The sequence below is a fragment of the Tannerella sp. genome, assembly GCF_052170195.1.
GTDB lineage: Bacteria > Bacteroidota > Bacteroidia > Bacteroidales > Tannerellaceae > Tannerella.
The window spans coordinates 19,380-45,378 of record NZ_JBQNAZ010000024.1 but is presented as its reverse complement, the minus strand read 5'-3'; the positions used below and the strand labels follow the sequence as shown (position 1 = coordinate 45,378).

23 protein-coding genes are annotated in these 25,999 nt (G+C 48.9%); 11 read left to right on the top strand and 12 right to left on the bottom strand.

What is annotated here, in order from left to right:
* Positions 1 to 136 precede the first annotated feature (136 nt).
* The 3 genes from ACTTKA_RS07875 to ACTTKA_RS07865 all read right to left on the bottom strand — a co-directional run bounded on the left by ACTTKA_RS07875 (position 137) and on the right by ACTTKA_RS07865 (position 2,815).
* The gene (locus ACTTKA_RS07875) at positions 137 to 301 is read right to left on the bottom strand and encodes a hypothetical protein (protein ID WP_442724600.1); all 165 of its coding nucleotides are present in this window, start codon (positions 299 to 301) and stop codon (positions 137 to 139) included.
* A gap of 168 nt (positions 302 to 469) precedes the next feature.
* Entirely contained in the window at positions 470 to 1,048 is a 579-nt protein-coding gene (locus tag ACTTKA_RS07870) for a hypothetical protein (RefSeq protein WP_014224356.1), read from the bottom strand.
* 75 nt (positions 1,049 to 1,123) lie between these two features.
* Positions 1,124 to 2,815 (bottom strand): tetratricopeptide repeat protein, encoded by a 1,692-nt coding sequence (locus tag ACTTKA_RS07865; protein WP_442724599.1) that lies wholly within the window; start codon positions 2,813 to 2,815, stop codon positions 1,124 to 1,126.
* Between the two features lie 226 nt (positions 2,816 to 3,041).
* Here ACTTKA_RS07865 and ACTTKA_RS07860 point away from each other — a divergent pair, with 226 nt between their 5' ends.
* From ACTTKA_RS07860 to pckA, 3 genes are all read left to right on the top strand, one after another.
* Positions 3,042 to 4,277 (top strand): 3-phosphoshikimate 1-carboxyvinyltransferase, encoded by a 1,236-nt coding sequence (locus ACTTKA_RS07860; RefSeq protein ID WP_442724598.1) that lies wholly within the window; start codon positions 3,042 to 3,044, stop codon positions 4,275 to 4,277.
* A 31-nt stretch (positions 4,278 to 4,308) separates the two neighbouring features.
* Entirely contained in the window at positions 4,309 to 4,740 is a 432-nt protein-coding gene (locus tag ACTTKA_RS07855; RefSeq protein ID WP_074449644.1) for a phospholipase, read from the top strand.
* Between the two features lie 236 nt (positions 4,741 to 4,976).
* Positions 4,977 to 6,569: a phosphoenolpyruvate carboxykinase (ATP) gene (gene pckA, locus ACTTKA_RS07850; protein WP_442724597.1), complete on the top strand. Its 1,593-nt coding sequence runs from the start codon at positions 4,977 to 4,979 to the stop codon at positions 6,567 to 6,569.
* 559 nt (positions 6,570 to 7,128) lie between these two features.
* Here the strand turns inward: pckA and rnc are convergent.
* Genes rnc through ACTTKA_RS07835 form a run of 3 tightly spaced genes read right to left on the bottom strand, consistent with a single transcriptional unit; the run spans position 7,129 to position 9,448 of the window.
* Positions 7,129 to 7,929 (bottom strand): ribonuclease III, encoded by an 801-nt coding sequence (gene rnc, locus ACTTKA_RS07845; RefSeq protein ID WP_442724596.1) that lies wholly within the window; start codon positions 7,927 to 7,929, stop codon positions 7,129 to 7,131.
* Positions 7,930 to 7,937: 8 nt separating this feature from the next.
* Positions 7,938 to 9,194, bottom strand: a complete 1,257-nt coding sequence (gene fabF, locus ACTTKA_RS07840; protein ID WP_442714936.1) for a beta-ketoacyl-ACP synthase II — start codon at positions 9,192 to 9,194, stop codon at positions 7,938 to 7,940.
* A gap of 17 nt (positions 9,195 to 9,211) precedes the next feature.
* Positions 9,212 to 9,448, bottom strand: coding sequence for an acyl carrier protein (locus tag ACTTKA_RS07835; RefSeq protein ID WP_014224504.1), 237 nt, complete (start codon positions 9,446 to 9,448; stop codon positions 9,212 to 9,214).
* 159 nt (positions 9,449 to 9,607) lie between these two features.
* Here ACTTKA_RS07835 and purN point away from each other — a divergent pair, with 159 nt between their 5' ends.
* From purN to ACTTKA_RS07815, 4 genes are all read left to right on the top strand, one after another.
* Positions 9,608 to 10,195 (top strand): phosphoribosylglycinamide formyltransferase, encoded by a 588-nt coding sequence (gene purN, locus ACTTKA_RS07830; RefSeq protein WP_442724595.1) that lies wholly within the window; start codon positions 9,608 to 9,610, stop codon positions 10,193 to 10,195.
* Positions 10,196 to 10,238: 43 nt separating this feature from the next.
* Complete coding sequence (locus tag ACTTKA_RS07825) at positions 10,239 to 11,276, top strand: glycosyltransferase family 9 protein (protein WP_442724594.1); 1,038 nt, start codon at positions 10,239 to 10,241, stop codon at positions 11,274 to 11,276.
* The gene (locus ACTTKA_RS07820) at positions 11,273 to 12,034 is read left to right on the top strand and encodes a lipopolysaccharide kinase InaA family protein (protein ID WP_442724593.1); all 762 of its coding nucleotides are present in this window, start codon (positions 11,273 to 11,275) and stop codon (positions 12,032 to 12,034) included. The genes ACTTKA_RS07825 and ACTTKA_RS07820 overlap by 4 nt, the downstream gene beginning before the upstream one ends.
* A 159-nt stretch (positions 12,035 to 12,193) precedes the next feature.
* On the top strand, positions 12,194 to 14,953 hold the full coding sequence (locus ACTTKA_RS07815; RefSeq protein WP_442724592.1) for a transglutaminase domain-containing protein: 2,760 nt from the start codon (positions 12,194 to 12,196) through the stop codon (positions 14,951 to 14,953).
* Between the two features lie 448 nt (positions 14,954 to 15,401).
* On the opposite strand, the gene ACTTKA_RS07810 is transcribed toward ACTTKA_RS07815, so the two are convergent.
* The 4 genes from ACTTKA_RS07810 to aroQ form a co-directional block, all read right to left on the bottom strand.
* Positions 15,402 to 15,932, bottom strand: a complete 531-nt coding sequence (locus ACTTKA_RS07810; protein WP_442724591.1) for an RNA polymerase sigma-70 factor — start codon at positions 15,930 to 15,932, stop codon at positions 15,402 to 15,404.
* A gap of 100 nt (positions 15,933 to 16,032) precedes the next feature.
* Positions 16,033 to 16,662, bottom strand: a complete 630-nt coding sequence (locus ACTTKA_RS07805; protein WP_442724590.1) for an O-methyltransferase — start codon at positions 16,660 to 16,662, stop codon at positions 16,033 to 16,035.
* A 17-nt stretch (positions 16,663 to 16,679) separates the two neighbouring features.
* Complete coding sequence (gene pyk / locus ACTTKA_RS07800) at positions 16,680 to 18,125, bottom strand: pyruvate kinase (protein WP_442714793.1); 1,446 nt, start codon at positions 18,123 to 18,125, stop codon at positions 16,680 to 16,682.
* Entirely contained in the window at positions 18,122 to 18,541 is a 420-nt protein-coding gene (aroQ, locus tag ACTTKA_RS07795) for a type II 3-dehydroquinate dehydratase (RefSeq protein ID WP_442724589.1), read from the bottom strand. The genes pyk and aroQ overlap by 4 nt, the downstream gene beginning before the upstream one ends.
* A gap of 78 nt (positions 18,542 to 18,619) precedes the next feature.
* Between aroQ and xerD the strand changes: the two genes are divergently transcribed.
* Positions 18,620 to 19,525 (top strand): site-specific tyrosine recombinase XerD, encoded by a 906-nt coding sequence (gene xerD, locus ACTTKA_RS07790; protein ID WP_442724588.1) that lies wholly within the window; start codon positions 18,620 to 18,622, stop codon positions 19,523 to 19,525.
* A gap of 17 nt (positions 19,526 to 19,542) precedes the next feature.
* Here xerD and ACTTKA_RS07785 read toward each other — a convergent pair whose 3' ends face one another.
* Positions 19,543 to 20,559, bottom strand: a complete 1,017-nt coding sequence (locus ACTTKA_RS07785) for a lysylphosphatidylglycerol synthase transmembrane domain-containing protein (protein ID WP_442724587.1) — start codon at positions 20,557 to 20,559, stop codon at positions 19,543 to 19,545.
* 176 nt (positions 20,560 to 20,735) lie between these two features.
* Between ACTTKA_RS07785 and rsmA the strand changes: the two genes are divergently transcribed.
* From rsmA to ACTTKA_RS07770, 3 genes are read left to right on the top strand one after another with little or no spacing between them, the layout of a single operon-like run.
* On the top strand, positions 20,736 to 21,551 hold the full coding sequence (rsmA, locus tag ACTTKA_RS07780) for a 16S rRNA (adenine(1518)-N(6)/adenine(1519)-N(6))-dimethyltransferase RsmA (protein ID WP_442724586.1): 816 nt from the start codon (positions 20,736 to 20,738) through the stop codon (positions 21,549 to 21,551).
* Positions 21,552 to 21,555: 4 nt separating this feature from the next.
* Entirely contained in the window at positions 21,556 to 22,503 is a 948-nt protein-coding gene (corA, locus tag ACTTKA_RS07775) for a magnesium/cobalt transporter CorA (protein WP_442714788.1), read from the top strand.
* Positions 22,504 to 22,523: 20 nt separating this feature from the next.
* Positions 22,524 to 23,975: a potassium/proton antiporter gene (locus tag ACTTKA_RS07770; protein ID WP_442724585.1), complete on the top strand. Its 1,452-nt coding sequence runs from the start codon at positions 22,524 to 22,526 to the stop codon at positions 23,973 to 23,975.
* Between the two features lie 16 nt (positions 23,976 to 23,991).
* On the opposite strand, the gene ACTTKA_RS07765 is transcribed toward ACTTKA_RS07770, so the two are convergent.
* On the bottom strand, positions 23,992 to 25,530 hold the full coding sequence (locus ACTTKA_RS07765; protein ID WP_442724584.1) for a YifB family Mg chelatase-like AAA ATPase: 1,539 nt from the start codon (positions 25,528 to 25,530) through the stop codon (positions 23,992 to 23,994).
* Positions 25,531 to 25,999 lie beyond the last annotated feature (469 nt).

Below are 25,999 nucleotides of genomic sequence, written 5' to 3'. Positions count from 1 at the left end.
CGAATCGGACATCTATCTTGATTTTTCCATCTTCCGACCTGTAGATGAGCATATTGTCGTCTCTGTTTGATTCCATCATGATTATATCTTTTATTCTTCATTCAGCTCGTCACCCATACGGTACGTGATGTCGTAGTTAATGATAAAGTCCAGCGCCTCTTTCGGTAAAGCCATAATGAATGGCAAGAATCTTGTTGAAATATCCTACGCAAAAGTCCACACGCTTTACTCCTGCATTGGTAATAATCCCCTGCAGCCCTTCTGCAAATTTAGTTTCTATATTATCGTATATTCTTGCCATACTTGATCTGTTTATCTCATTTTCATGTCTGCGTTTTGGCCGGTATGATCCGTTTGTGGGCATTCGCGTACGATTTTCCCCTCAAAAAATAAATAAGACATACTCGTTTAATGGTCATCTTCGCTTTTTTTTGCAAATGCCGGTTACGGATACATATAGTTCTATCCGCTATTTGAGTACGAAAGTGCGCAGAATTTCCCTTCCGGCCGATTGTGCGGGATTATCGTCCGCGATTACATAGCTGAAAGCGAGCATGTATGCTTTTCCATTTTTTACCCAGATATATAGTTCGTTTTTGGTCGTGAACTTCTCCGGAAAATTTTGGGTATAGACGACCATTTGGCAGTCGCGTCCGGCACGTTGGATGCGCTTGCTCTCAATGATGTTTTCCCGAAGCATCTTCAGGGCGGCCTTGACATACTGGTCGAGGTCATATCCCGTGCCTTTCAGGTTCTCGGTAACGAGCGAGATATTTTCCCGGAACTGATCGTCGGCATCTGTTTGCGGAGAATAGATGAAAAACTCCGACCCTTCCACATCGGTTTTCCGCATCCAGTCTTTCGGATAGCGGATGGTGTAATCTTTTTGGTCGATGACTTTCCAGTCGGTATACAAAGAACGTAATCCTTCGTCGGACAAGCTCGTCGAATCTTGCTCGGCCGCGTTGTCCTGCCTTGCTTTGCCCGTTTTCTGGTTGCAGGCTGTGATCATGCAGAGTGTACAGATCAATAAAAAGTACTTTTTCATACGGTTTGGAATAATAAAGGGCGGTAAAATCCTTTTTCAAGATTTCGCCGCCCTTTGGGTATAAAAACAAAACGATTATCGAATCACGTCTATAAAAGTCGAGTTCGTTGCGTATTTCGCAAATTCGAGATCGTTGGCTGCCTCTTTGGCCAGCGACTGTTTTTTACCGATCGCGGCTTTCAGATTGTTGATCACGCCATCCGTATCGTTGGTACGCGCGGCTACGACGGCTTTCAGATAATCCGTTACGGCATCCGGGCGCGTCACCGCATTGAGTGTTTGCGAAGCCTTGCTATAATCCTTCGTCATAAGTTGAGCCAAAGCGGCATTGTTCGTCTTCGCCGCGCCGAACGAGCTGACCGCCTTCGCATAGTCGCCCTGTTCAAGGTAAAGGATGCCCAGCGCTTCGCCCAGCCCGGCTACGTCCGAAGCGCCGCCAATCAGTTGCTGAGCTTTTTCCTTCTCTCCTCTCGTGAGGGCGATGAGACCGAGGTTGATGTTCGCCTCACTGTTCGGCTTCACACTGTTCGATTTATTAAACATCTCTTCTGCTTTCTTCAGATCGCCCGCATAGAAACGCTGCATCCCGATATTGTTCCATGTACGGTAGTCGTCCGGAAATTGCTGGCTGGCTTTCGTATAGATGGCTTCCTTATCCGTGTCGTTATCCGTCAGGGTAGCGGCATACAGCAGCTCTTCCACATTCAGCGCTTTGGGGTCTGCCTGAGCCAGACGGCTGATTTCTTCGTCCGACTTACCGATGATTTCGATATTGGCCGTCAGACGTGAGCGGCGCAGCTGTGGCAGAATCTCGTCGGCCAGCGATTTGAATACGGACGAGATGTTCTTGATCTCGCGTTCACGTTCTTCCGGATCTTTGTACATCGACAATACGCGGAGGACCAAATCCTTGTCCTGCAAGTTCGATTTTGATACCAGCTCCTTGAAGCCTTCCCAGTCCTGCGCGGTGTAATTGGCATCAACGGGGATGTCGATTTTCTGCTTTTTCAATTCACCCTTCACATAGCGCGTCGTATTGGCTTCGCGTTTCTCAGCCAGCGTTTCGTTCAGTTTCAAGCCGCCATCGGGCGATGCATAAGCAGAAACTTCAACCGATACATTCTGGTTGGGAGCGTCATTGGCACTTTTGATCCGGTCTTTCCAGTCACTCAGCTCGTTCTTTTTCAGTTCATTCGAACGAAGTTCGGCTTGTTGAATCAGGAACAGGATATTTGCGTTGTGAGCTTCTTTAATGATGCGTTGAAACTTGTCTGCTCCGACTACCGGATTAGCAGTTGCCGCATTGGCAAGCGCCGATGTGGCTATAATCCCGTCGGCAATCTTGATGTCCGGCAGACGCACTACCTTATTTTTAATCTTAGCATCGAATGTCAGGTACAGCGCCGACTTTTTCATCTCCGGTTTGTATTTGAACGACGACTTCATCGTCACATTCCCTCCCGTACCGTACGGTATCGTCGGGTTATTGGCTCTTACTTTTTCTCCTTGATAAGTATAAGCCGTTCCCCAAGTCTCGCCGGTAGCATAACGCAGCACCGGCGTAATCGTCACTACGGCGTTTTTGTTAAACCACTTCGCCGGATAGGCAATGTTGATGGTGACAGGCACCTGACCGCCCACTACTTCGAGCGGCTGAGGATCAGCTTTGATATAGTCAGTTGATAACGGCTTCAACTTCCCTGAACAGGAAGTCAATGCAAAAATTACGGCCATTGCAAGGAATGGCAGAAAAATCTTTTTGTTCATGATGCGTGTTGTTAAATTTATATTTATTTATATGTCTTCCAATAGCTTCGTCACATCTTTCCCATGCGTCCTGAATACGGACTGCAAAACTAAGATAAATTCTCCGAATTCACATTCTTTAGATGCTCAAAAGTGTCGATTTAACACAAATTAAACAAACCCTTATCCCAACACCTGCTTAACCCTCGATATCGTTACGAAGAATTGTGTAATTTTGCGGTCGATTATGGATGTAACAGTCAAAGCCCCCAACAATAACATCTGTGCGACGATCTCCTTGCCGGCCTCCAAAAGCATCAGCAATCGCGTGGCGATACTCAATGCTTTATCTCCCGCTCCGCAGCCACTGTACAATCTTTCCGACAGTGACGATACGGCTGTGATGCTCGATGCGCTACGTACCGACTGTGAGACCGTAGACCTTCGGGCCGCCGGCACTGCCATGCGCTTTCTCACGGCCTACTTCGCTTCCCGAACCGGCTGTCGGACACTCACCGGAACGGATCGGATGCGTAACCGACCTATCCGCATACTGGTCGATGCCCTGCGTACGCTCGGCGCGGAGGTTGATTATCTGGAAAAAGAAGGCTGTCCACCGCTGAAGATTACCGGCAGAGGCTTGAGCGGAGGAGAAGTAACCCTCGACGCAGGCGTCAGCTCTCAATATATCTCCGCCCTGCTGATGATAGCTCCCGCCACGAGGCACGGAATACGTCTGCACCTGACGGGCACGCTTGTCTCCGAACCGTATCTCCGCTTGACAATCGCGCTTATGCGGCAATTCGGTATCGCCGTCGAAGAAGAAGGGCAGACATTTACCGTCCGTCCGCAGACTGTTCGTCCCATACCCTTTACGGTCGAAGCCGACTGGAGCGCGGCCTCCTATTGGTACGAAATAGCGGCTCTGTCGCAAACGCCGGTCGAGATGGAACTGCTCGGATTGCTTCCCGACAGCTTGCAGGGTGATGCAACCATCGCGTCGCTCTTCCGGTCGTTCGGCGTATACACTGACTTTACATCCGAAGGGCGTGTCAGGCTTACGCGACGTGCCGTTACCCTGCCGGGCCGCTTCGACTACGACTGTGTGCGCATCCCCGATATGGCTCAGACGCTTGCCGTGACTTGTGCCGTGCTGCGCATTCCTTTTCGGTTGAGCGGGTTGCAGAGTCTGAGGATCAAAGAAACCGACCGATTGACAGCGTTACAGACGGAACTGCGCAAACTCGGCGTCATGCTTACAGAGCACGACGGGAAGGTCCTTGAATGGGATGGCAGCCGATGCGAAGCCGAGCCGGAACCGGTCATCGCTACTTACGACGACCATCGGATGGCGATGGCCTTTGCTCCTGTCGCGCTGTGGCGGAAAGAAGGGATCAGGATCGCAAACCCCGAAGTCGTGTCAAAAAGCTATCCCTGCTTTTGGGACGATCTTCAAACCGCTGGATTTCAAACAAACTCTTAATCGGATAGATAAAATAAATGGAATGGTGATTATGTGGTATATTCTGTTAAGTATCGTTGTACTGGGATTGATTGCCGCAGGACTGGGACAATGGGAAAGGTATGTGCGACGCCGCAGGTATGAGCGCGGCGAGATTGAGCACGTTGACGACGATGAGCCGTCGACTGATGTCGCTGCTTCCTCAGAATGTTGCGGGCAGCATGAATTGTGCGAACGGGATAGCCTGCTGGCAGCCGTCAGCCGAACTGTCGAATATTATGACGATGAAGAGCTGGACGCTTATCGCGGTACACCGTCGGACGCTTATTCCGATAACGCTGTCGAAGAATTTCGAGAAGTCCTCTACACCCTGCGTGAAGAGGAAGTCGCCGGTTGGGTACGAAGCCTCCAGTTACGCGGTATCCTTCTCCCCGATGCGGTCAAAGACGAAACCTTCCTGATCGTAGGCGAACGAAGAAAATAACACAAGGCCAACTTTCGGAAGAAGAGATATCCGACAGGTAAATATGACAAAATCAATCTGCATCTTCAAAAACAAATCAGAAATAGAGAAAAATTTCTTTAATTGAATCGTCTATTCCGAAAAATCATCGTACTTTTGTAACCCGAATAAGGAAGAGGTTATCATTCCTGACAAGAATAAAACAAAGAGAAAAAGAACATTATATAATATTTAATCAATTAATTCTTAAACGTAAAATGGCAAATTTAGATTTAAGCAAGTACGGCATCAAAGGCAATTTCGAAATTGTACACAATCCGTCGTACGAAGTATTGTTTCAGGATGAGATGAATCCGTCCAACGAAGGATTCGAAAAGGCAAAACTCACCAAAAGCGGCGCCACCGCTGTTTACACCGGTAAATTCACCGGCCGTTCGCCTAAAGACAAATATTTTGTAAAAGACGACGTTACCAAAGATACCCTCTGGTGGGACGGCACCATCAACCGTCCGTGTACGAAGGAAGCGTTCAATTACTGCAGAAGCCGCGTGGTTGAACAGCTCTCGAAAGCGAAAAAACTTTACGTGGTGGATACTTTCTGCGGAACGAACGAAGACACTCGCCTGAAAGTGCGTTTTGTGATGGAAGTAGCCTGGCAGGCTCACTTCGTAACCAACATGTTCATCCGTCCTTCGCACTACGAACTGGCGCACTACGGCGAACCCGATTTCGTTTGCTTGAACGGTTCGAAAACAACCAACGACAAATGGCAGGAGCACGGACTGAACTCCGAAAACTTCACTCTGTTCGACCTGACCGAAAGAATACAGGTGATTGGCGGTACTTGGTACGGCGGTGAGATGAAGAAAGGTATCTTCTCACTGATGAACTACTATCTGCCCCTGCGCGGCATCGCTTCGATGCACTGCTCGGCAAACGTGGGCAAGGGCGGCGACGTGGCCATATTTTTCGGACTCTCCGGAACGGGTAAAACCACCCTTTCGGCCGACCCGAAACGCTACCTCATCGGCGACGACGAGCACGGCTGGGACGACCACGGTGTGTTCAACTACGAAGGCGGTTGCTACGCGAAGGTGATCAACCTGAGCGAAGAAAACGAACCGGACATCTGGCGCGCCATCCGTCGCGACGCACTGCTCGAAAACGTAACGGTGGACGACCAAGGCAACATCGACTACGCCGATGGCTCGACGACCGAAAACACCCGTGTTTCCTACCCGATCTACCACATCAATAAGATCGTGTTGCCTTCGCGTGCCGGACATGCCGACAAGATCATCTACCTCTCGGCCGACGCCTTCGGCGTATTGCCTCCGGTATCGATCCTCGACAACAATCAGGCGCAGTATCACTTCCTCTGCGGATTCACTTCGAAACTGGCCGGAACCGAGCGCGGCATCACCGAACCGCAACCTTCCTTCTCGCCCGCTTTCGGCGAAGCGTTCCTCACGCTTCACCCCACGATGTACGCCAAACGTCTGGTGGAAAAGATGAGTAAGCACAACGCCAAAGCATACTTGGTAAACACGGGATGGAACGGCACCGGAAAACGGATCTCGCTGAAAGATACCCGTGCCATCATCGATGCCATCATCGACGGCTCAATCGAGAAAGCGGAAACAAAACACATTCCGATTATGAACCTCACCATTCCGGCCAAACTGGAAAAGGTATCCGATATCCTCGACCCGCGTACGACTTATGCCAACGCTGCCGAGTGGGAAGCCAAAGCCAAGAAACTGGCCGCGATGTACATCAAGAACTTCGAGCAGTACTGCGACAACGATGCTGCTAAGGCATTGATCCCTTCGGGACCGCAGTTAGACTAATCCAACTGTCTGCTTGAAACAAGCAATCAAGTAGGAGGAAAATGGCGAAGGTCGTTTTCCTCCTATTATCATTATCCGATCTCTTACACCACCGTAGTAGATGCGATTCCGCATACGACGATTCCTATTTTCTATTCCATTCGAGATATAAATCAGGCAAGGTTGCATAGCCAACTTTCTCCAAGTTCGTATTTGTAATAACACGGGCTAAAATATAGCTATCCGCAATAATGTCCTAAATGTTTTTTGCGCTCAAGCATTGAATAGGTTGATAAAGTGTTATCCATCAATTATCTATTTTTTTAACCAATAGAATCAATGCTGTCCGATAAAAGTTGTTTTCGAAAGAAATAGTGTCTTTTTATCGGACAACAATGAATAAAAATCTACTTTACACACTTTTTTAGGACAGGATCATTTTTATCCGACAGCAATGACCTGATGGTTAGTCAGGGTAAAAGAATGCTATCCAAAATTTAGGGATAGACGTATTGTAACGAATTTGTTTCTAGGAAATAAATGCTCAGTGATTTCCTACAAAAACAGTACGGGGAAAGCGTTACTCTTCGTGGATAGGAGTTTCCTCGGGTTCGGGTGAAGACTGGCGTTTCAGTTCGGCGATCAGGCTTTGCACGTTTTTATCTGTGCGAATTTTTCGAATCGCTTTCTTGGCAGCTGCTTGTTGCGACTCTTTCTTTGTGTAGCCTGTGCCTGTACCTAACGGATTACCTCCAACCGATACAGCGGTATGGAATATTTGGTTTTTGTTTTTGTCTGAGTATGTGTCCGTGAGTTCGAAATCAATTCTTAATTTCTCTTTTTGTCCCCACTCCAGCAGATTTGATTTAAAGTTCATCTCTTTGCGGGCTAATTTTTCCAGCGACAGATAATGACCGATCATTCGTTCCTTGACAAACTTGAAACATTTCCGATATCCGTGATCCAGATAGATGGCTCCGATCAGCGCTTCGAGTGCATTGCCATATACATAGTTGTTGTGAGAGTTTGGGCGAATGGAGGCAACGGTCATCTTGTCGAGCCCCATTTCGAGGGCTATACGGTTCAAGGTTTCGCGCTGTACGATTTTAGAGCGTACGCTGGTCAGAAAACCTTCTTTTTTGTTCGGAAAATGTTTGTATAGAATATCGGCCACAGTTGCTCCGAGGATGGCATCGCCAAGAAATTCGAGTCGTTCGTTATTGCACGGACGTTTACCGTCGGGTAAGTGCGACGAGCGGTGTGTTAGCGCCTGTTCGTAGAGTTTTACATTGTTCGGATGGAATCCCAACAGTTGGGATAAAGACAGATAAGGCTCTTTATTCCGAGGAATAAAGAGCCTTTTTAGTCGTTGAAAGAACAAACACACGTCTATTTTTCAAATTTTTTCACAATTACACTGGCATTGTGCCCACCAAATCCGAACGTGTTGGATAATGCAGCCCGTACCACGCGTTTCTGTGCTTTGTTAAACGTAAAGTTCAGTTTATAATCGATCTCCGGATCGTCGTCGCCCTCGACATGATTGATGGTCGGAGGAACGATATCATCGCGTACGGCCAACACAGCGGCTGTGGCTTCCAACGCGCCGGCAGCACCTAAAAGGTGACCAGTCATTGATTTTGTCGAGCTGATATTCAGCTTGTAGGCATGTTCACCGAAGACATCCTTGATGGCTTTTGCTTCGGATATGTCGCCCACAGGAGTAGACGTGCCATGTACGTTGATATAGTCGATTTCTTCCGGTTTCATTTCTGCATCTTCCAGCGCATTTCGCATCACCAGCTTCGCGCCTAATCCTTCGGGATGGCTTGCCGTGAGATGGTAAGCGTCTGCCGAGAGACCTGCTCCTGCTACTTCGGCGTAAATCTTCGCACCGCGTGCCAGAGCATGTTCCATCTCTTCGAGGATCAGACAAGCTGCTCCTTCTCCGATGACGAAACCGTCGCGGCTTTGACTGAACGGACGGGAAGCCGTCTGGGGCGAATCATTACGTGTCGAGAGCGCATTCATGGCGTTGAAACCTCCCACGCCCACGATGGCGATGGCAGCTTCGGCACCTCCGGCCACGATCACGTTAGCTTTGCCTAAACGGATATAATTGAACGCGTCGGCAATGGCATTCGTCGAGGAAGCACATGCCGAAACCGTTGCAAAGTTCGGGCCTCTGAAACCATATTTCATCGAGATATGACCGGCGGCAATATCTGCGATAATTTTAGGTATAAAGAAAGGATTAAAGCGTGGTCCGCGTTCCGGATCGTAGTCCCGTACTTCGTCTTCGAACGAACGGATACCTCCGATACCGGCGGCAAAAATCACTCCAATCCGGTTCAAGTCTTCCTTTTCCAAGTCCAATGCCGAGTCGGTCACGGCTTCGGTCGCTGCGACGAGCGAGAGTTGTGCATACCGGTCGTACTTACGTACTTCTTTCCGGTCGAAGTACTGCAACGGATCGAATCCTTTGACTTCGCAGGCAAATTGTGTCTTGAACTTGGATGCATCAAATTGAGTAATAGGCCCTGCGCCGCTTACTCCCTTCTGCAACGATTCCCACGTTTCCGCGGCGTTGTTGCCGACAGGAGTAAGAGCACCGAGACCCGTTACTACTACTCTTTTTAATTCCATACTGAATAAAAAGCAGATTACTTCGCGTTTGCTTCAATATAAGCAATAGCGTCTCCTACCGTAGAGATTTTTTCAGCCTGGTCATCCGGAATAGAAAGGCCAAACTCTTTTTCAAATTCCATGATTAACTCCACCGTGTCAAGAGAGTCTGCTCCCAAATCATTCGTGAAGCTTGCTTCGTTTGTTACTTCCGATTCTTCAACACTCAATTTGTCAACAATAATCGCTTTTACGCGAGATGCTACATCAGACATAATTTTTTAATTTAAATGAATACTGTTTTTGCAATACTTTCTATTTTTGCAGTGCAAAGGAAAGAATTTTTTATCTTACAGAACAAATTTTTAAAGCAAAAAAAGCCGAATATTGCACATTTTTATGTTTTTTGTGCATTTCTCGTTTTTGAAAAGGCTATGAAAAGGATCGTTATTTTCGCCTCGGGCGATGGAACAAATGCAGAGAATATTATACAATATTTTCGTGATAATAAGATAGTTGAAGTGATTTCTGTGTATTCCGAAAATGCTTCTGCCGGGGTACATCATCGTGCAAAACGGTTGGGAATTCCTTCCGTGACTTTTCCGAAAGAAAGTTTTGCGGATGGCACCCCCGTTTTGAAAAAATTGACCGAAGATGCTGCCGATTTTATTGTGTTGGCGGGTTTTTTGAAGAAGATTCCGGATGTCATTTTACATGCTTATCCGGAAAAAATTCTCAATATTCACCCGGCCTTGCTCCCCAAACATGGTGGAAAAGGTATGTACGGCATGCGCGTGCATCAGGCTGTCGTGGCCGCGGGCGATACGGAATCAGGGATTACCATCCATTATATCAATGACCGGTATGATGAAGGACAAGCTGTTTTTCAGGCGCGTTGTCCGGTCACGCCGACCGATACACCCGAAGATGTGGCGGCCAAAGTGCATGCCCTCGAATATGCGCATTACCCTGTCGTAATCGAGCGTGTTCTGGGCGGTGAAAACTTGCACGAGTCGATTTAGTATCGTATCTTTGTGCTGAGCGTATGATTTTTGACACAAGAGAATGGCAAAAGTATTGATCATAAGATTATCGGCAATCGGTGACGTGGCGATGACCATCCCTGTCATTTATTCGGTGGCGCGGGCAAATCCTCAGGATTCGTTTACCGTACTGACCCAATCATTCCTGATACCGATTTTCATCCATCGTCCCGAAAATGTACAAATCATCGGCCTTAACACGCACAGTACGGAAAAGACGCTGTGGGGCGTGTTGCGCTTTGCCTTTGCCCTGACCGGGTATAAGTTCGATAAGATTCTCGATTTGCATAATGTCATTCGCAGCAGGGTGATCGATTTTACCTTTCGGTTGCAGCGTAAGCCGGTATATCGAGTTGATAAGATAAGGGAGGAACGGAAATACCTGACCGGCAGACCCCCGAAGACTATCCGTCCTTTGCGTCCCGTATCGGCGCGTTATGCCGATGTGTTTCGGGCTGCCGGATTCCATTTTACCGATACGTTTGTTTCTTTGTACGACGAGCAACACCCTGTCAATGATACATTGATTGCATCCATGGCCGGTGAGAAGAAAGATAAATGGATCGGCATTGCGCCGTTTGCCAAGCATCGCGGGAAGATTTATCCTACCGACGAGATGGAAGAAGTGGTTAAAGCCCTGTCAGGACAAAACGACGTGACGATCTTCCTGTTCGGCGGAAAAGGCTATGAAGAGGCGATTCTGGATCAGTGGGAGTTTCAATATCCGAACACCCGGAACATGGTTGGGAAGTTCCGGCTCGATCAGGAGTTGGCGTTGATCAGTCGTCTGGATGCTTTTTTGTGCATGGATTCGGCGAATATGCACTTTGCTTCGCTCGTCGGGACGAAGGTGATCTCCATTTGGGGAGCCACCCACCCGTATGCCGGGTTTTATGGCTACAAACAGCCTTACGACTTGGCGATACAGGCCGACCTGCCTTGTCGGCCATGCTCGACGTATGGAAATAAACCTTGTCATCGTGGCGACTGGGCTTGTCTGTCGCAAATTACAGCCGAGCAAATTGTTCGAAAGATAAACGACTATCTGAATAAGGCATGAGATTCGCGATTCATCCGGCGTATTCCGGCGATGAGGTTGAAACTTTTCTGAAGCGACTGCCGATGGTATTTAATGGAGAAGGAGAGATGCTTTACGACAAACGCAATCAGGTAAAACGTTTCGTGTTGCCTTCGGGACGTCCTGTGGTCGTGAAACGTTTCAAAAAACCGATCCTGATTCAGCGGATCATCTATGGATTTTTCAGGAAAACAAAAGCTCAACGTGCTTACCTCTATGCAGCTGTTTTGCGTCATCGCGGCTTTGGTACGCCGCACGAGATTGCCTATCTCGAACAACGTCGGATGGGGCTGCTTTCTTACTGCTATTTTCTTGCGGAAGAAGATGGTGCGCCGGCTATCTACGAGCGTCTTGTCGCACAGCGACCTTTCGATCGTATAATTGCTAACGGTTTTGCAGCGCTGGTGGCCGCATTGCATCAAAAGAGCATTCTGCACGGCGATCTGAACCCGACGAATGTGCTGTTCCGCACACGCGAAGACGGGCATCATACCTTTTCTCTGATCGATACGAACCGGATGCGCTTCAAAGCCCTCGGGCGAAATTTTACGGTATATGAGTGCCTCGATAACCTCACCCGGTTCGATGTGGAAGATGAATTGTATCGTTATGTGTTGAGGAAATATATTGAATGTATGGGGTGGGAAATGGAACCCTGTTTTTCCCGGGGGATAGAGATTAAGCGGAGCTATGATGAACGCAGGCACAAACGGAAAGCACTTCTGAAGAGATTCAAATAAGGAGAAGATGTTATTCGTCCGTGTAGCATGATCTGTTTTCTGGCGATGGACAGGCAAATCGTCGGTATGTTATGGCCGGCGATGCTGAAAATATTCGTACCTTTGGCCGATTCAATAACGTTGCCGGCATTGCCGGAGTATAAATTAAATAAAATAACTATGAAAGCAAATCGATTTATTGCCGGAGCAATCATGATGATGTGTGTGACTTTCGGATGCAAGAAGCCCGAACATTTTATCACCGATTCTACTTACCGAGATCAAGTGTCGAAAGATTTCGATGCGAAAGCCGAGTTATTTGCCGACTCGTCCCTGTTTGCCGTTTTTGATACGGAGATGACTGTGCCCGAACGCGAGGCCATGCAGTTCTTGTATGCCTACATGCCGGTGGGCGACATTGCCGACTACGACGGGCAATTTTATCTGAAGAACGTGCGTTCGTCGTTTGCTGCACGCAAGGAGATGCCTTGGGGCAAAGATATTCCCGAAATGATTTTCCGTCATTTCGTGCTTCCCGTGCGGGTCAATAACGAGAATTTAGACGAGAGCCGGATGGTGTTTTACGAGGAGTTGAAAGATCGTGTAAAAGGTTTGTCGCTGCGCGATGCCGTGTTGGAGGTCAATCACTGGTGTCACGAGAAAGTTGTTTACATGCCGTCGGATGCACGCACCAGCTCGCCGCTTGCGTCGGTACGCACGGCGTATGGCCGTTGCGGTGAAGAGTCTACGTTTACGGTGGCTGCTCTGCGTTCGGTCGGCATACCTGCCCGTCAGGTGTATACGCCTCGCTGGGCCCATACCGACGATAACCATGCGTGGGTCGAGGCGTGGGTCAACGGCAAGTGGTATTTTCTGGGTGCCTGCGAGCCTGAACCCGTACTTAACCTGGGCTGGTTCAACGCTCCGGCGTATCGCGGCATGCTGATGCATACCAAAGCATTCGGAGCGTATAACGGCCCGGAAGAGGTGATGGAACAGACGGCATGTTATACGGAAATCAATGTCATCGATCATTATGCACCGACCGGCAAGACCGTTGTAACCGTGACGGACAGCGAAGGCAAACCGGTAGAAGACGCGCTGGTGGAGTTCAAGTTGTATAACTATGCCGAGTTTTATTCCGTGGCGCGTAAGAAGACCGACGATGAAGGCCGGTGCTCGCTCTCTGCCGGGAAAGGCGATATGCTTGTATGGGCTACGAAAGACGGACGGTTTGGGTATCATAAGGTATCGTTCGGGAAAGATGATGAGGTAACGATTACCCTCGATAAAACACCGGGCGACACGGCAACTGTCGAACTCGATATCGTACCGCCGGTAGAAGGTACAATCGCTGCCGAGAGTGAGGTGACTGACGAACAAAAAGAAGAAAACGCCCGACGGATGCACGAGGAAGACGAGATTCGAAACCGTTACGTCGCAACTTTCTTTACGGACACGATGGCTGTTGCATTGGCAAAAGAACTGTCGGTGCCCAATCACGAACTGAAGGAAATCATGCGGAAAAGCCGCGGAAACCATGCAGAAATAGAGAAATTCCTCCGCGAATCGGTCAACCACAAAGATATCTACTCCGAGATGGCCGGAGCCCAACCCGGAAGCGTGCCGATCGAGGCGATCTTCCTGCTGTATAGAATTTCCGAGAAAGATTTGCGCGATACTCCCGCCGACGTCCTGCTCGATCATTTAGACAATACACCGAAGATCCCGGAGAATCTTTACGAAATAAAGAAGACCGTCTCTAAGGCTCCCTCGGAACTTGAGAGCCTCTTCTATTTTTTCGTTATGAATCCGCGTATATGGAATGAGTATCTGACACCTTACAAGAAGTTTTTCGCCGAGCGAATCGATGCTTCATTAGCAACCGAGGCACGCAAGAATCCGCAAGCATTAGTCGAATGGGTGAAACAACATATCACTGTGCGCAACGACCTGAATCCGCAACGTATCCCGATAATGCCTATAGGGGTCTGGAAGGCGCGCATAGCCGATACACATTCACGCAATATCTTTTTCGTCGCTGTGGCACGCAGTTTGGGCATCCCTGCACGTATCGAATCGGTCACCGGCAAGGTCCAATATTACTGCCGCGGATGGCTCGACGTCGATTTCGAGGCGGCCGTCGGTCAGGCGAATGCTTCGCAGGGAGAACTCTCGGCCGGTTATCAGCCGATCAGAGGGCTCGACAATCCGAAGTACTATAGTCATTTCACGATTGCCCGGCTGAAGGACGATGCCCGGTTGCAGACGCTGAACTTTGAAACGGAAGCCGACATGGGGGCGGGCGATACATGGAAAGACCTGCTGCAATCGCCTTTCTCGTTACGGTTGGACGAAGGAAATTACCTGCTTGTCAGCGGTACGCGTATGGCCAGCGGGAAGGTGTTGGCACGTCTGAGCTTCTTCCCCATCGAAGCAGAGAAGAAAACGACGGTCGACCTTGTGATGCGTCACGACGATGCCGATATTCAAGTGATCGGAAACATCAATGCCGAAGCGAAGTATCGTACCGAGAAAGGTGAGGAAACGACAATCCTCAACACCACGGGACGCGGTTACTTCGTCATCGGTATTCTTGGTGCACGTCAGGAGCCGACGAACCATGCCATGCGTGATATTGCGAAACTCAAGGCCGATTTTGAACAATGGAATCGCAGTATGATCCTGCTTTTCAAAAATGAACAAAATTTTAAACTTTTCGACCGGAATGAGTTCGGCGAATTACCTTCGACCATCACGCTCGGAACGGATGAGAACGGCGAGATTTCGCGTATGATTACCGACGCGATGAAACTCTCGAATCCCGACAGCCTCCCGATCTTTATCATTGCCGATACCTTCGGACGGGTCGTTTTCGTCTCGCAGGGATATACCATCGGACTGGGTGAACAGATGATGAAGGTGATTCATCAGTTGTAAAAGACAAGTAAATGTTTAGTTGTTTATTTGTTTAGATGTTGAAGGCATTCATCCCTTCCCCCTTTCAAAGGGGGAAGGGGAGATGTACCGTCTCGCTCAGTCTTTTGTCATTCAGAGCGCTCTTTCTATTATTTTGGGCTTGATCCAAAAGTAACCAAAAAGTCAAGGCTTCGTGCGCTTCACATGCCCTCGCGACGCTTGCAGGTCGGAAAATCAGGTAACTCACTTCGGTTGGGACAGCATAATTTAATTGTCAATAGTTAATTGTCATGCCGGGTACACGGTGTAGAGACGCAAATCATTGCGTCTCCACAGGGCGTATACAATGATGTGTTTGCGTTGATTTGCGAAATTTGCGTTCGGATTCCCCGACATAACACAAAAAAGGGCGAACACTGAGGTCCGCCCCTACATTAACTACATTTCTCGTAATCCGTAATTCTTTACTTCACCAAAAATGACGCAGAAATTTCAATGCTTTGGCCATTCGCTCCTCAACAGTTCTTTCCGATAGCTGCAATTCTGTTGCTATTTCTTTATTCTTTAAACCCTTAATATGTCTCAATACAAATACGTTACGACATTCTTCAGGCAGTCTGTCCAAGCCCTTTCTCAGCCGGTTTTCAAGATCGGAATGTAAGATATATTCTTCTGTTTCCCAATGACGATCTATTCTTGAAAAAGCCATGTATTCGGCGTGTACCCTGACAACTCCATCATGTCGCAACTCATCTAAACAGCCGTTCCGAACCGATCGTAATAAAAAACCTTTGATGGAAGTTTTAATAACTCTCTCGTTACGTCGGTTCCACAAATCCGTGAACACATTCTGTACGATATCTTCACAAAGTTCCTTCCGATCGGGAAGAATCGTTCCGGCAAATAACACCAGATCCCTGTAGTATTTACGGAACAGAGACGAAAACGCTTCTTCATCCCCTTCCTTTAAATAATCGAATATCTGTTGTTCATCTAACATCTTTCCCGGTATCGCCAATTAAGAACCTCACGCACGATCTACATACGGATGATTTTTGTGTCCGACTTGAGACGGAGAAGTGCAGCCAATCTCCCTGTCGTTATTTTTTCCAGATCAGGGTCAGTCCGTCGCGCAGGGGGAGGATTACCTTCTCGACTCGCTCATCGGCCTTTATTTTTTTATTAAAGGTCAAAATGCCCTGAGTCTGAGTGTCGGATGAAGTAGCCTTCTCCTCTACCACCTTCCCCGACCAGAGCGTATTATCGGCAAGAATCAGTCCGCCGGGACGCACCAAAGGAAAAACCAGGTCGTAATACATGCAATAGTCACGCTTATCAGCGTCGATGTAAACCATGTCGAAAATTTCGTCGAGTGTCGGGAGTACTTCGCATATATCGCCCCAATGAGGACGTATCTTTTTCTTATCAGGCGACTGCTCGAAATAGGGCCGGAAGAACGGCTCCATCTCATCGTTGATCTCGACCGTATGAATGATCGCATCCTCATCAATCCCTTCGGCCATGCAAAACGTAGCATATCCCGTGTACGTTCCGATCTCCAAGATTCGTTTGGGACGAAGCATGCGGCAAAACATTTTCAGCACGCGGCCCTGCAACGGCCCCGCAATCATACGCGGACGAAGTAGTTTTACATGAGCGTCACGATTGAGCCTCGCCAACATGGGAGGCTCGGCATCGCTATGTTCAAGGATATAATCTTTAATGCCCACGTCCGTAGTATCGGATATTAAAACGTCGGTAACTGGTACTCCTCTCCTCCTTGAAGCACCTTGTGTACGTCGTTAATCTCGAGGAAGGTCGTACCGCCGCCTTCTCCGAAACTGCCGCTCAGGTAAGCAACTTTATCCTGTTCGGTAAGCATACTGCTTGTGATCAACTGACTTAAGGCATCGTAATAATACTGGCGCCGGCTTGGTTGCCACGGCTGGAATACAGCCCAAACACCGTACGAGAGCGAGAGCATCCGCATCACCTCCTGTCGATAGCAAATGGCAAAGACGGTCGCACGCCCCCGGAAGGCAGCCAGATAACGTGCCGTACGTCCCGTATAACTGTCTGAGATAATCGCACGAACACCTAATTTAGCCGACGACTTCACGGCCTGCTCGGCCAGGAACGATGTCACATCCATCTCAGTACCCTCAATCGGGATGCGGATATCGTTTTCCGCGAGTTTTGTTTTTTCCGCTTCACGCGCTACTTTGGCCATCATCTTCACCGCTTCAACAGGATACTTGCCGTAGGCCGTTTCTCCACTGAGCATTAATGCATCGGTACGATAATAAATCGCATTGGCAATGTCGGTCACTTCGGCACGTGTCGGCCGAGGATTGTTAATCATAGAGTGCAACATCTGGGTAGCAACGATCACAGGCCGTCTTGCCTCTACGCATTTACGGATCAGCATACGCTGGATACCCGGTATCCGCTCAGCCGGTACCTCGATACCCAGATCGCCTCGTGCAATCATCACGCCATAAGCCACCTGAAGGATCTCGCCGATATTATCGACACCTTCCTGATTCTCTATTTTGGCAATTATCTTGATCGCACTTTTGTGGGCATCAAGGATGCGCTGCACAGCTTGCACGTCTTTCTTATTTCGAACAAATGAATGAGCAATAAAATCAAGTTTGTTGGCAATCGCCCATTCGATATTCTTTTTATCTTTTTCCGTGAGCGACGGCAGATTGATACGTACCCCGGGCACATTCACACTCTTTCGGTTTCCCAAGATCGCATTATTCTGCACCTCACAGACAAGCCGGTCGGCCTCTTTCTTTATTACCTTTAACTCCAAGTCACCATCATCAATCAGGATACCGCTGCCGATCGACAAGTCTTTGACGAAATCGGGATACGAAACACAAATGCACTCGTGCGTTGTCTCCGTATCGGGACTGCCCTTCATCATCACTTGTTCGCCCGCCTTGAACTCGATCGGAGCAAGCGTTTTTGTGGTACGTATCTCCGGCCCTTTCGTGTCGATCAGAATCCCGATCCGCCCGGAGACCATGCGCGTGTTCATCACCACGCGATTCAACCCTTCTTCATCCATGTGCGCCGTATTCAGTCGCACGACATTCATCCCCGCCTTGTAGAGCGAACGGATAAATTCGACGTCACAGCGCTGGTCTGAGATCGTCGCTACTATTTTCGTATGTTTAATCATTTATTAAGCGCCTCCACCGCTAATCGGTATGAATCCATTCCAAATCCGAGAATAACTCCTTTGCATACGCACGAGAGAAACGAGCGATGCCGGAACTCCTCACGTGCGTAAACATTCGAGATATGTACCTCAATCACCGGCGCCGTTATGGACTTGATCGCGTCGTGCAACGCGATCGAAGTGTGCGTATATGCGCCCGCATTAAGCACGATACCGTCGCACACGAAGCCCGTTTCATGAATCTTATCGAGCAGGTCGCCTTCGCTATTACTCTGGAAATAGGCAATCTCACATTGCGGATAAGCAGCCCTCAATTGTTCCAGATAATCTTCGAACGAGACGTCGCCGTAGATTCTCGGCTCCCGTTTCCCCAACAGATTCAGATTAGGTCCGTTGATGATTTGAATCTTTTTCACACCACGTTTTTTATTAAAATATGCTATCTTTGTCGTTCTTCAACGCACAAAAGTAGTGCTTTTTTTGAGATTCTCAATATGAACCATCATCAGAAAAACGACCCGGTTGAGAAATACAAGACTTACTTACGTCTTGAAAGAGGACTGTCGGAGAATACCGTAGAAGCGTATCTGGACGACCTGAAGAAGCTGTTTCGGTTCGCGGACGAAGAGCAGCGGCCGATTCTGCAAATTGAGTATGCCGACCTGCAACAGTTCGTAGCGCAACTTTACGACCTTGGCATCTCGGCACGCTCACAGGCGCGCATCATCTCCGGCATCAAATCGTTCTACCGTTTTCTCATGCTCGAAGACTACTTGCGCAGTGACCCGACCGAGTTGCTCGAAGCGCCCAAAATCGGGATGAAGCTCCCGGAAACCCTGACCCTTGGCGAAATCAACCGACTACTCGACTCCATCGATCTGTCGACTCCTACGGGACAACGCAACCGTGCCATGCTCGAAGTGCTCTACAGTTGCGGGCTGCGTGTCTCGGAGCTGATCGGCTTGAATTATTCGGATGTTTATTTCGACGAGCAATTTATCCGAGTAGAAGGAAAAGGTAGCAAGCAGCGCCTCGTACCCATCTCGGAGACAGCTCTGGACGAAATCCGGAAATACCTCTACGATCGCAATGAGATGATTGTCAAGAAAGGCTTTGAAGATACCCTGTTTCTGAATCGGCGGGGCGCCCGTCTGACCCGCATGATGGTTTTCCATATCATCCGTACGCAGGCCGAAGCGGCCGGCATTCATAAGACGATCAGTCCCCACACATTCCGCCATTCATTCGCCACCCACCTGCTCGAAGGAGGAGCCAATCTACGTGCCATTCAATTGATGCTGGGGCATGAAAAAATCACGACAACCGAGTTATATACGCATATTGATCGTGAGTCACTGCGCCGTGAGATTATCAATCATCACCCTCGAAATAGAAAGTAAAGAAAGAAGCCTCCTCGTTATTCGGGAAGTGTCTCCGGCGATTTCTCTTTACGATTCGCAAGCGGCAAAGCGAAGATACCGAACAGCCCGGTAAGAACGACCCAAATCGACTGTATGGTAAAGACGACTAATGCAAATGCGGCCGCATCTGTCTCGCCTACTCCGAAGGCGACAAGCGTCGAGATCACCATGAAATGCCACACGCCGATTCCTCCCTGCACCGGCACTGCTACACCGAGACTGCTCATGGCAAAAGCGATCAGCCCGATGCGAATGCCCAGATCACGCGTAAAGTCGAACGCAAAAAAAGTGATGTAGAAATACAGAAAATAGCCTCCCCAGATGGCAAATGTTTGGATAATAAACCGCGCTTTGTGTTCCATTTTCCAAAGGCTTCGGATACCTTCCCAAACATTCCCGATCATATCTCTCACTTTACGCACAATGGTCAAATGTCTCATCTTGACAAAAACAAACCAAAGTGCCACGACGGACCCAGCCAACCCGACATACGTCCAAGGTGAACGGATCAGCAGATAAAGCGTTGCAATAATCGTCGGAGGGTTTTCGGCAAAGAAATGACGGAAAAAGCCGATATTAAAGACACAGAGACAAAGCGTCAACAGCCCCACCATCAGCGTATCCATCACCCGGTCGACGAGCAAAGTACCAAGCAGTTTCGTGAAAGAAACTTTTTCGTATTTCGCCGTCACTCCGCAACGCCATATTTCGCCGACACGCGGCAGTACCATATTAACGGCATAGTTTCCTAACACGGCAAAAACCACATTGCGGCGTCGCACGCGTTTACCCAGCGCATCGATAAGCATGCCCCACCGGAGACCGCGCACTACATTCGCCCCCAGACCGAAAATTAATGAAAACAAAAGAATATCGTAACGCACGCCCAGCCTGATCACTTCCATCATCTCTCCGAAATCCTGTTCCCGATAGAGATACCAGAACAGTAAGATTCCCAACGTAAGCGGCAATATGATTTTGACTGTTTTGTTGATGATTGCCCTGAAATCCATAAAAAACCTTTATTTCAGAGGGCAAAGATAGTGCAATTCGGGGAGTTCGTCAAAACATATCTTCCGAAAAAGGTGTGCAACATAATCCCGTTTTTTTAGCCTGGAAGAAAAAATGAGCCATTTTTTTTCGTATCTTTGCCGCGACTTCATAAAAAAACAAAAAAAATTGGGAACAGATGACGATTATCCGGCCGAAAAAGTCTTTGGGGCAACACTTCCTCAAAGACCTCGGGATTGCGCAGCGTATCGCAGAAACGCTGGCGGCATATCGCGGCTTACCCGTTCTGGAGGTAGGGCCGGGTACGGGTGTGCTCACTCAGTTCCTGCTGGCTGCGGGGCATGACCTGACGGTCGTTGAAATCGATCACGCTTCGATCGATTACCTTCGCACGCATTTTTCGGCGCTCAGCGGACGCATTATCGACGAAGATTTCCTCTCGATGCCCCTCGAACGTCTTTATGACTCGTCCTTCTGCGTCATCGGTAACTATCCGTACTATATTTCGAGCCAGATCTTTTTCAAGGTCCTGGAGCATCGTGACCGTGTGGTATGCTGTTCGGGAATGATTCAGAAAGAAGTGGCCGAAAGGCTGGCGGCTTCGCCCGGACGTAAGACATACGGCATATTAAGTGCGCTGATCCAACCGTGGTACGATGTGGAATATCTCTTCACAGTGAGCGAACAGGTCTTCGATCCGCCACCCAAGGTCAAGAGTGCTGTCATACGAATGACGCGGAACAGTCGCATGGATTTAGGATGCGATGAAGTGCTATATAAGAAAGTCGTAAAAACATCGTTCAATCAGCGTCGTAAAACGCTGCGCAACTCCATGAAGCCTTTGCTGGGCAAGGATTATCCCGATTATGCCGATATGATCTTCGACAAGCGGCCGGAACAGCTTGGCATTGACGACTTCGTCCGGCTCACGAAGATGACGGATACGTATCTGAGAAGTAAGGAATGCAATGTAGAACAAACTTTAAACCATTAACATCATGGCGGAAATTCGTATTTTTTATCGCGAGGAGAATCGGCTGAAAATGTCGAAAGATATCGAAATCCTGAAAGAAGTTCCTATGGACCATTTACTGTGGATCGATCTGAACGATATGCCTGAAGAGACGGAGAGCCGCCTTGAACAGTTCCTCAAAATCTACATTCAGGAAGAGGAAGAGATGGAAGAGATCGAGATCAGTTCCCGGTATATGGAAACGGAAAACTCGCTCGTGGCTAATTCGCGCTTCCTGTTGAAAAATTATGAGGAAGAGACCGTCTCGTTCATTGTTAAAAATAACATCCTCGTCTCGGTGCGCAGTCAGGATTTGCCCTCGTTCAACGAAACGACGCGCAAAATCTTCGCTAACTCGCGCAATTACCCCACAGGATATCACGTTATGACTACGCTCCTCGAAACACGTGTCGATTATGATGCCGACCTGATAGAGGAACTGACACGCGAGATTGCAGAGCTCAGTAACCAAATGAAATCGGAAGAAGATGTAGACAACGAAATCCTGATTTCCATCAAAAATCTGCAGGAAAGAACGATGATTATCCGCGAGAACATCGTGGATAAGCAGCGCGTCTGCTCGAATATGATCAAGAGTGTGCTCTTCCCGCCCGATGCAAAAGCAAAGATGAGCATCCTGATCAAAGACATCAATTCTTTGTTTGAACATATCCGGTTCAGTTTCGAACGTCTTGAATACATGCAGGACACCTTCCTTGGTTTGGTTAACATCCAACAAAATAAAATTATCAAGATCTTTACGATCGTGTCCGTCATCTTTATGCCTCCCACGCTGATTGCAAGTATCTACGGGATGAACTTCAAGACGATGCCCGAACTCGACTGGCGCTATGGCTACGGTTTCTCCCTGAGTCTGATGGTGCTTTGCGTCGTGGGTATTCTCTGGTTCTTCAAACGAAAGAAGTGGCTGTAACCGACTGCTGACGGACAACTATGGAGTATATTACATCGGACAATTTTCTTTTTATCGGTTCCATCCTACTTTTCGTAAGCATTCTGATGGGTAAGACCGGCTATAAATTCGGTGTCCCTACCTTGTTACTGTTCCTGCTGGTGGGAATGCTTTTCGGAAGCGACGGGTTGGGCTTACAGTTCAATAACATGTACATTGCCCAGTTCATTGGAATGGTGGCGTTAAGTATCATCCTGTTTTCAGGAGGTATGGATACGCGCTTTTCCGATATCCGCCCCGTGCTTGTCCCGGGAACCGTGCTCTCGACGGCAGGAGTGCTGCTTACGGCTTTGCTTACGGGTACCTTCGTCTGGTGGCTGTCGGGCATGGGCTGGACAAACATCCATTTCGCATTTATCCCTTCGCTATTATTGGCATCCATGATGTCATCGACCGACTCGGCATCGGTCTTTGCCATTCTGCGTTCACAGAAGATGCACCTCAAGAACAACCTGCGTCCGATGCTCGAACTCGAAAGCGGAAGTAATGACCCTATGGCCTATATGCTAACCATCGTACTGATACAGATTGTACAGGCAGGCTCCGGGACAGGGTTTGGAGGGATCGTGCAGATGTTTATCGTGCAGTTTCTGGTTGGTGGTGTAGTCGGTTACATGCTCGGATGGATTGCGGTAAAGATGCTGAACCGACTGAACATCGACAACCAATCGCTCTATCCGATTCTGCTCATCGCCGTAGCCTTCTTCACGCTCTCGGCTACCGACCTGATGGGAGGCAACGGTTATCTTGCGGTCTATATCACCGGGATCATCATCGGTAACAGCCGTATCCCGCACCGTCGCGACATCGCCACATTTATGGACGGACTTACGTGGCTTTTTCAGATTATCATGTTCATCATGCTCGGCTTACTTGTCAACCCGCATGAGATGCTCGATGTGGCGCTCGTCGCACTGCTCATCGGGCTGTTTATGATCTTTGTCGGACGCCCGGTGAGTGTCATGCTTTGTCTACTCCCTTTCCGGCGTATCGCAATGCGGTCGAAACTTTTTATCTCGTGGGTGGGACTACGTGGAGCTGTGCCCATTATCTTTGCGACTTATCCTGTCGTAGCAGGTATCGAGGATTCCGATCTGATTTTCAATATCGTTTTCTTTATCACGATCATCTCGCTTGTTGTTCAGGGAACAACCCTCTCACAGGCAGCGCGTTTTCTCAAGCTTTCCGCTCCACTCGAAAAGACCGGAAACGAGTTCGGTGTGGAATTGCCTGAAGAAATCGGATCGGACCTTTCGGAGGTAACCGTCACGACCGAGATGCTTGAAGAGGCTGACACCCTTCGCGACATGAATCTGCCTCCCGGCACACTGGTGATGATTGTCAAACGTAACGACGAATTTCTAATTCCCAACGGCACTCTGCGCTTGCATGAAGGCGATAAACTCTTACTGATTTCGGAAGGAAAAAAATAGAAGACGCAGAGATCCTCTATGCTCCCCACGTTTCGCGGTCTAAATTGCGGTATCCGATCGCTTCGGCAATATGCTGAGCTCTTATACGGTTTGCTCCTTCGAGGTCGGCGATAGTACGCGATACTTTGAGGATGCGGTCGTAAGCGCGTGCCGAAAGATTGAGTCGTTGCATGGCGTTTTTCAGGAGAGCGAGGCTCTCGGTGTCGGGCACAGCATACCGATGCAAATCTTTCGTACCCATCTGCGCATTGCAATAAAGACTCTGATGTCCGGCAAAGCGTTGTTTCTGTATTTCGCGCGCTTTGATGACACGGTCGCGCACCGCCTCGCTCGGCTCCGACGGCCGCTGCTCCGATATCTTTTCAAACGGTACAGGTACAATCTCCACCTGTATATCGATGCGGTCGAGCAACGGGCCCGAAATCCGGTTCATGTATTTCAGTACAGCCCCCGGAGAGCAGACACACGGCCGCGACGGATGATTATAATAGCCACATGGACAAGGGTTCATCGAGGCCACGAGCATGAAGCTGGCAGGATAATCGACGGCGAAACGTGCACGCGAGATACTGATATGCCGGTCTTCGAGCGGCTGACGAAGCACTTCGAGGACGCTGCGGTTGAACTCGGGCAATTCATCGAGAAAAAGCACGCCGTTGTGCGCCAGGCTGATCTCTCCGGGCTGCGGAAAAGTGCCACCGCCCACCATGGCAACGTCGGAGATGGTATGATGCGGTGCCCGAAACGGACGCCGTGCCAACAATCCCGTGTTCGTGCCCGTTTTTCCGGCTACGGAATGGATCTTTGTCGTTTCCAAAGCCTCCTGCAACGTGAGGGGCGGAAGAATGGTAGGCAGGCGCTTGGCGAGCATCGACTTGCCGCTACCCGGCGGGCCGATCATAATCAGATTATGTCCGCCTGCTGCAGCTACCTCAAGGGCACGCTTGACGTTTTCCTGCCCGCGCACATCCGAAAAATCCATCCCGTCATCTTGCTGTCGGCGAAAAAAATCATCGTACATATCAACCGTCGTTCGCTCCAACTCACGCTGCCCGCTGAAGAATTCGATCACTTCACGGATATTGTCTACGCCATACACTTCCAATCCGTCGGTTACAGCGGCTTCACATGCGTTTTGCTTTGGCAGGATCAGTCCTTTAAAACCTTCTTCATGTGCCTTGAGTGCAATGGGCAGCGCCCCTTTGATCGGTTGCAGGCTGCCGTCGAGCGAGAGTTCGCCCATCAGCATGAACCGGCTCAGACGCTCGTCGCTTAAAGTGCCGGCGGCTGCAAGAATCCCGATCGCTAACGGAAGATCGTAGGCCGAGCCTTCCTTCCGGATGTCGGCCGGCGCCATATTGATCACCACACGGCTGCGTGGAAAAGCATAACCGTTCACCTGCAAAGCTGAGACGATGCGTTCATGGCTCTCGCGCACGGCCACATCGGGCAGGCCGACCAGAAAGAACTGAATCCCTTTCGTACAATTGACCTCGATGGTGATCAGCGTGGCTGATATCCCATGTACGGCGGCGGCATACGTTTTGACTAACATAGGCGTATTCGTTTCGTTAACTGCAATATACAAATCACACATGCAAAGCTATAAGAATTTGCGGAGAGTTACAAATTTAAAATGACGTATTATGAAATTACGAGTTATAAAGGCTGGTATAAACATTATGACTACTGATAGCTGAATACTAATTATCCCAAATTACGCGATAGATTGTTCGGCGTTTACCATTTAATAATGGATGTGCGAATGTACGACAATGGTTACGTCAGGCTTAAGCTCTCTCAACGGGGATATTGCTTTTTCCCCAACGCTTCGCTTCCGCTTCGCATTGGGCTGAATTATCTCGCCCTTTCAGGGCTGTTTTTCAATTGTTGGTTGTCAATGGTTATTTGCCGGGTACATGATTCGGTGTGTACCACGCATAACCATTAACCATTGTCCGAAAAGGCTGAAAGCCCGAATTATTTCAGAACCATCCCGCAAGGGTGGGGTATCGACATCCGGA

Coding starts and splice junctions, on each gene's coding strand:
- ACTTKA_RS07875 (WP_442724600.1), bottom strand. CDS start 301: ATGGCAAGAATATACGATAATATAGAAACTAAATTTGCAGAAGGGCTG.
- ACTTKA_RS07870 (WP_014224356.1), bottom strand. CDS start 1,048: ATGAAAAAGTACTTTTTATTGATCTGTACACTCTGCATGATCACAGCC.
- ACTTKA_RS07865 (WP_442724599.1), bottom strand. CDS start 2,815: ATGAACAAAAAGATTTTTCTGCCATTCCTTGCAATGGCCGTAATTTTT.
- ACTTKA_RS07860 (WP_442724598.1), top strand. CDS start 3,042: ATGGATGTAACAGTCAAAGCCCCCAACAATAACATCTGTGCGACGATC.
- ACTTKA_RS07855 (WP_074449644.1), top strand. CDS start 4,309: ATGTGGTATATTCTGTTAAGTATCGTTGTACTGGGATTGATTGCCGCA.
- pckA (WP_442724597.1), top strand. CDS start 4,977: ATGGCAAATTTAGATTTAAGCAAGTACGGCATCAAAGGCAATTTCGAA.
- fabF (WP_442714936.1), bottom strand. CDS start 9,194: ATGGAATTAAAAAGAGTAGTAGTAACGGGTCTCGGTGCTCTTACTCCT.
- ACTTKA_RS07835 (WP_014224504.1), bottom strand. CDS start 9,448: ATGTCTGATGTAGCATCTCGCGTAAAAGCGATTATTGTTGACAAATTG.
- purN (WP_442724595.1), top strand. CDS start 9,608: ATGAAAAGGATCGTTATTTTCGCCTCGGGCGATGGAACAAATGCAGAG.
- ACTTKA_RS07825 (WP_442724594.1), top strand. CDS start 10,239: ATGGCAAAAGTATTGATCATAAGATTATCGGCAATCGGTGACGTGGCG.
- ACTTKA_RS07820 (WP_442724593.1), top strand. CDS start 11,273: ATGAGATTCGCGATTCATCCGGCGTATTCCGGCGATGAGGTTGAAACT.
- ACTTKA_RS07815 (WP_442724592.1), top strand. CDS start 12,194: ATGAAAGCAAATCGATTTATTGCCGGAGCAATCATGATGATGTGTGTG.
- ACTTKA_RS07810 (WP_442724591.1), bottom strand. CDS start 15,932: ATGTTAGATGAACAACAGATATTCGATTATTTAAAGGAAGGGGATGAA.
- pyk (WP_442714793.1), bottom strand. CDS start 18,125: ATGATTAAACATACGAAAATAGTAGCGACGATCTCAGACCAGCGCTGT.
- xerD (WP_442724588.1), top strand. CDS start 18,620: ATGAACCATCATCAGAAAAACGACCCGGTTGAGAAATACAAGACTTAC.
- ACTTKA_RS07785 (WP_442724587.1), bottom strand. CDS start 20,559: ATGGATTTCAGGGCAATCATCAACAAAACAGTCAAAATCATATTGCCG.
- rsmA (WP_442724586.1), top strand. CDS start 20,736: ATGACGATTATCCGGCCGAAAAAGTCTTTGGGGCAACACTTCCTCAAA.
- corA (WP_442714788.1), top strand. CDS start 21,556: ATGGCGGAAATTCGTATTTTTTATCGCGAGGAGAATCGGCTGAAAATG.
- ACTTKA_RS07770 (WP_442724585.1), top strand. CDS start 22,524: ATGGAGTATATTACATCGGACAATTTTCTTTTTATCGGTTCCATCCTA.
- ACTTKA_RS07765 (WP_442724584.1), bottom strand. CDS start 25,530: ATGTTAGTCAAAACGTATGCCGCCGCCGTACATGGGATATCAGCCACG.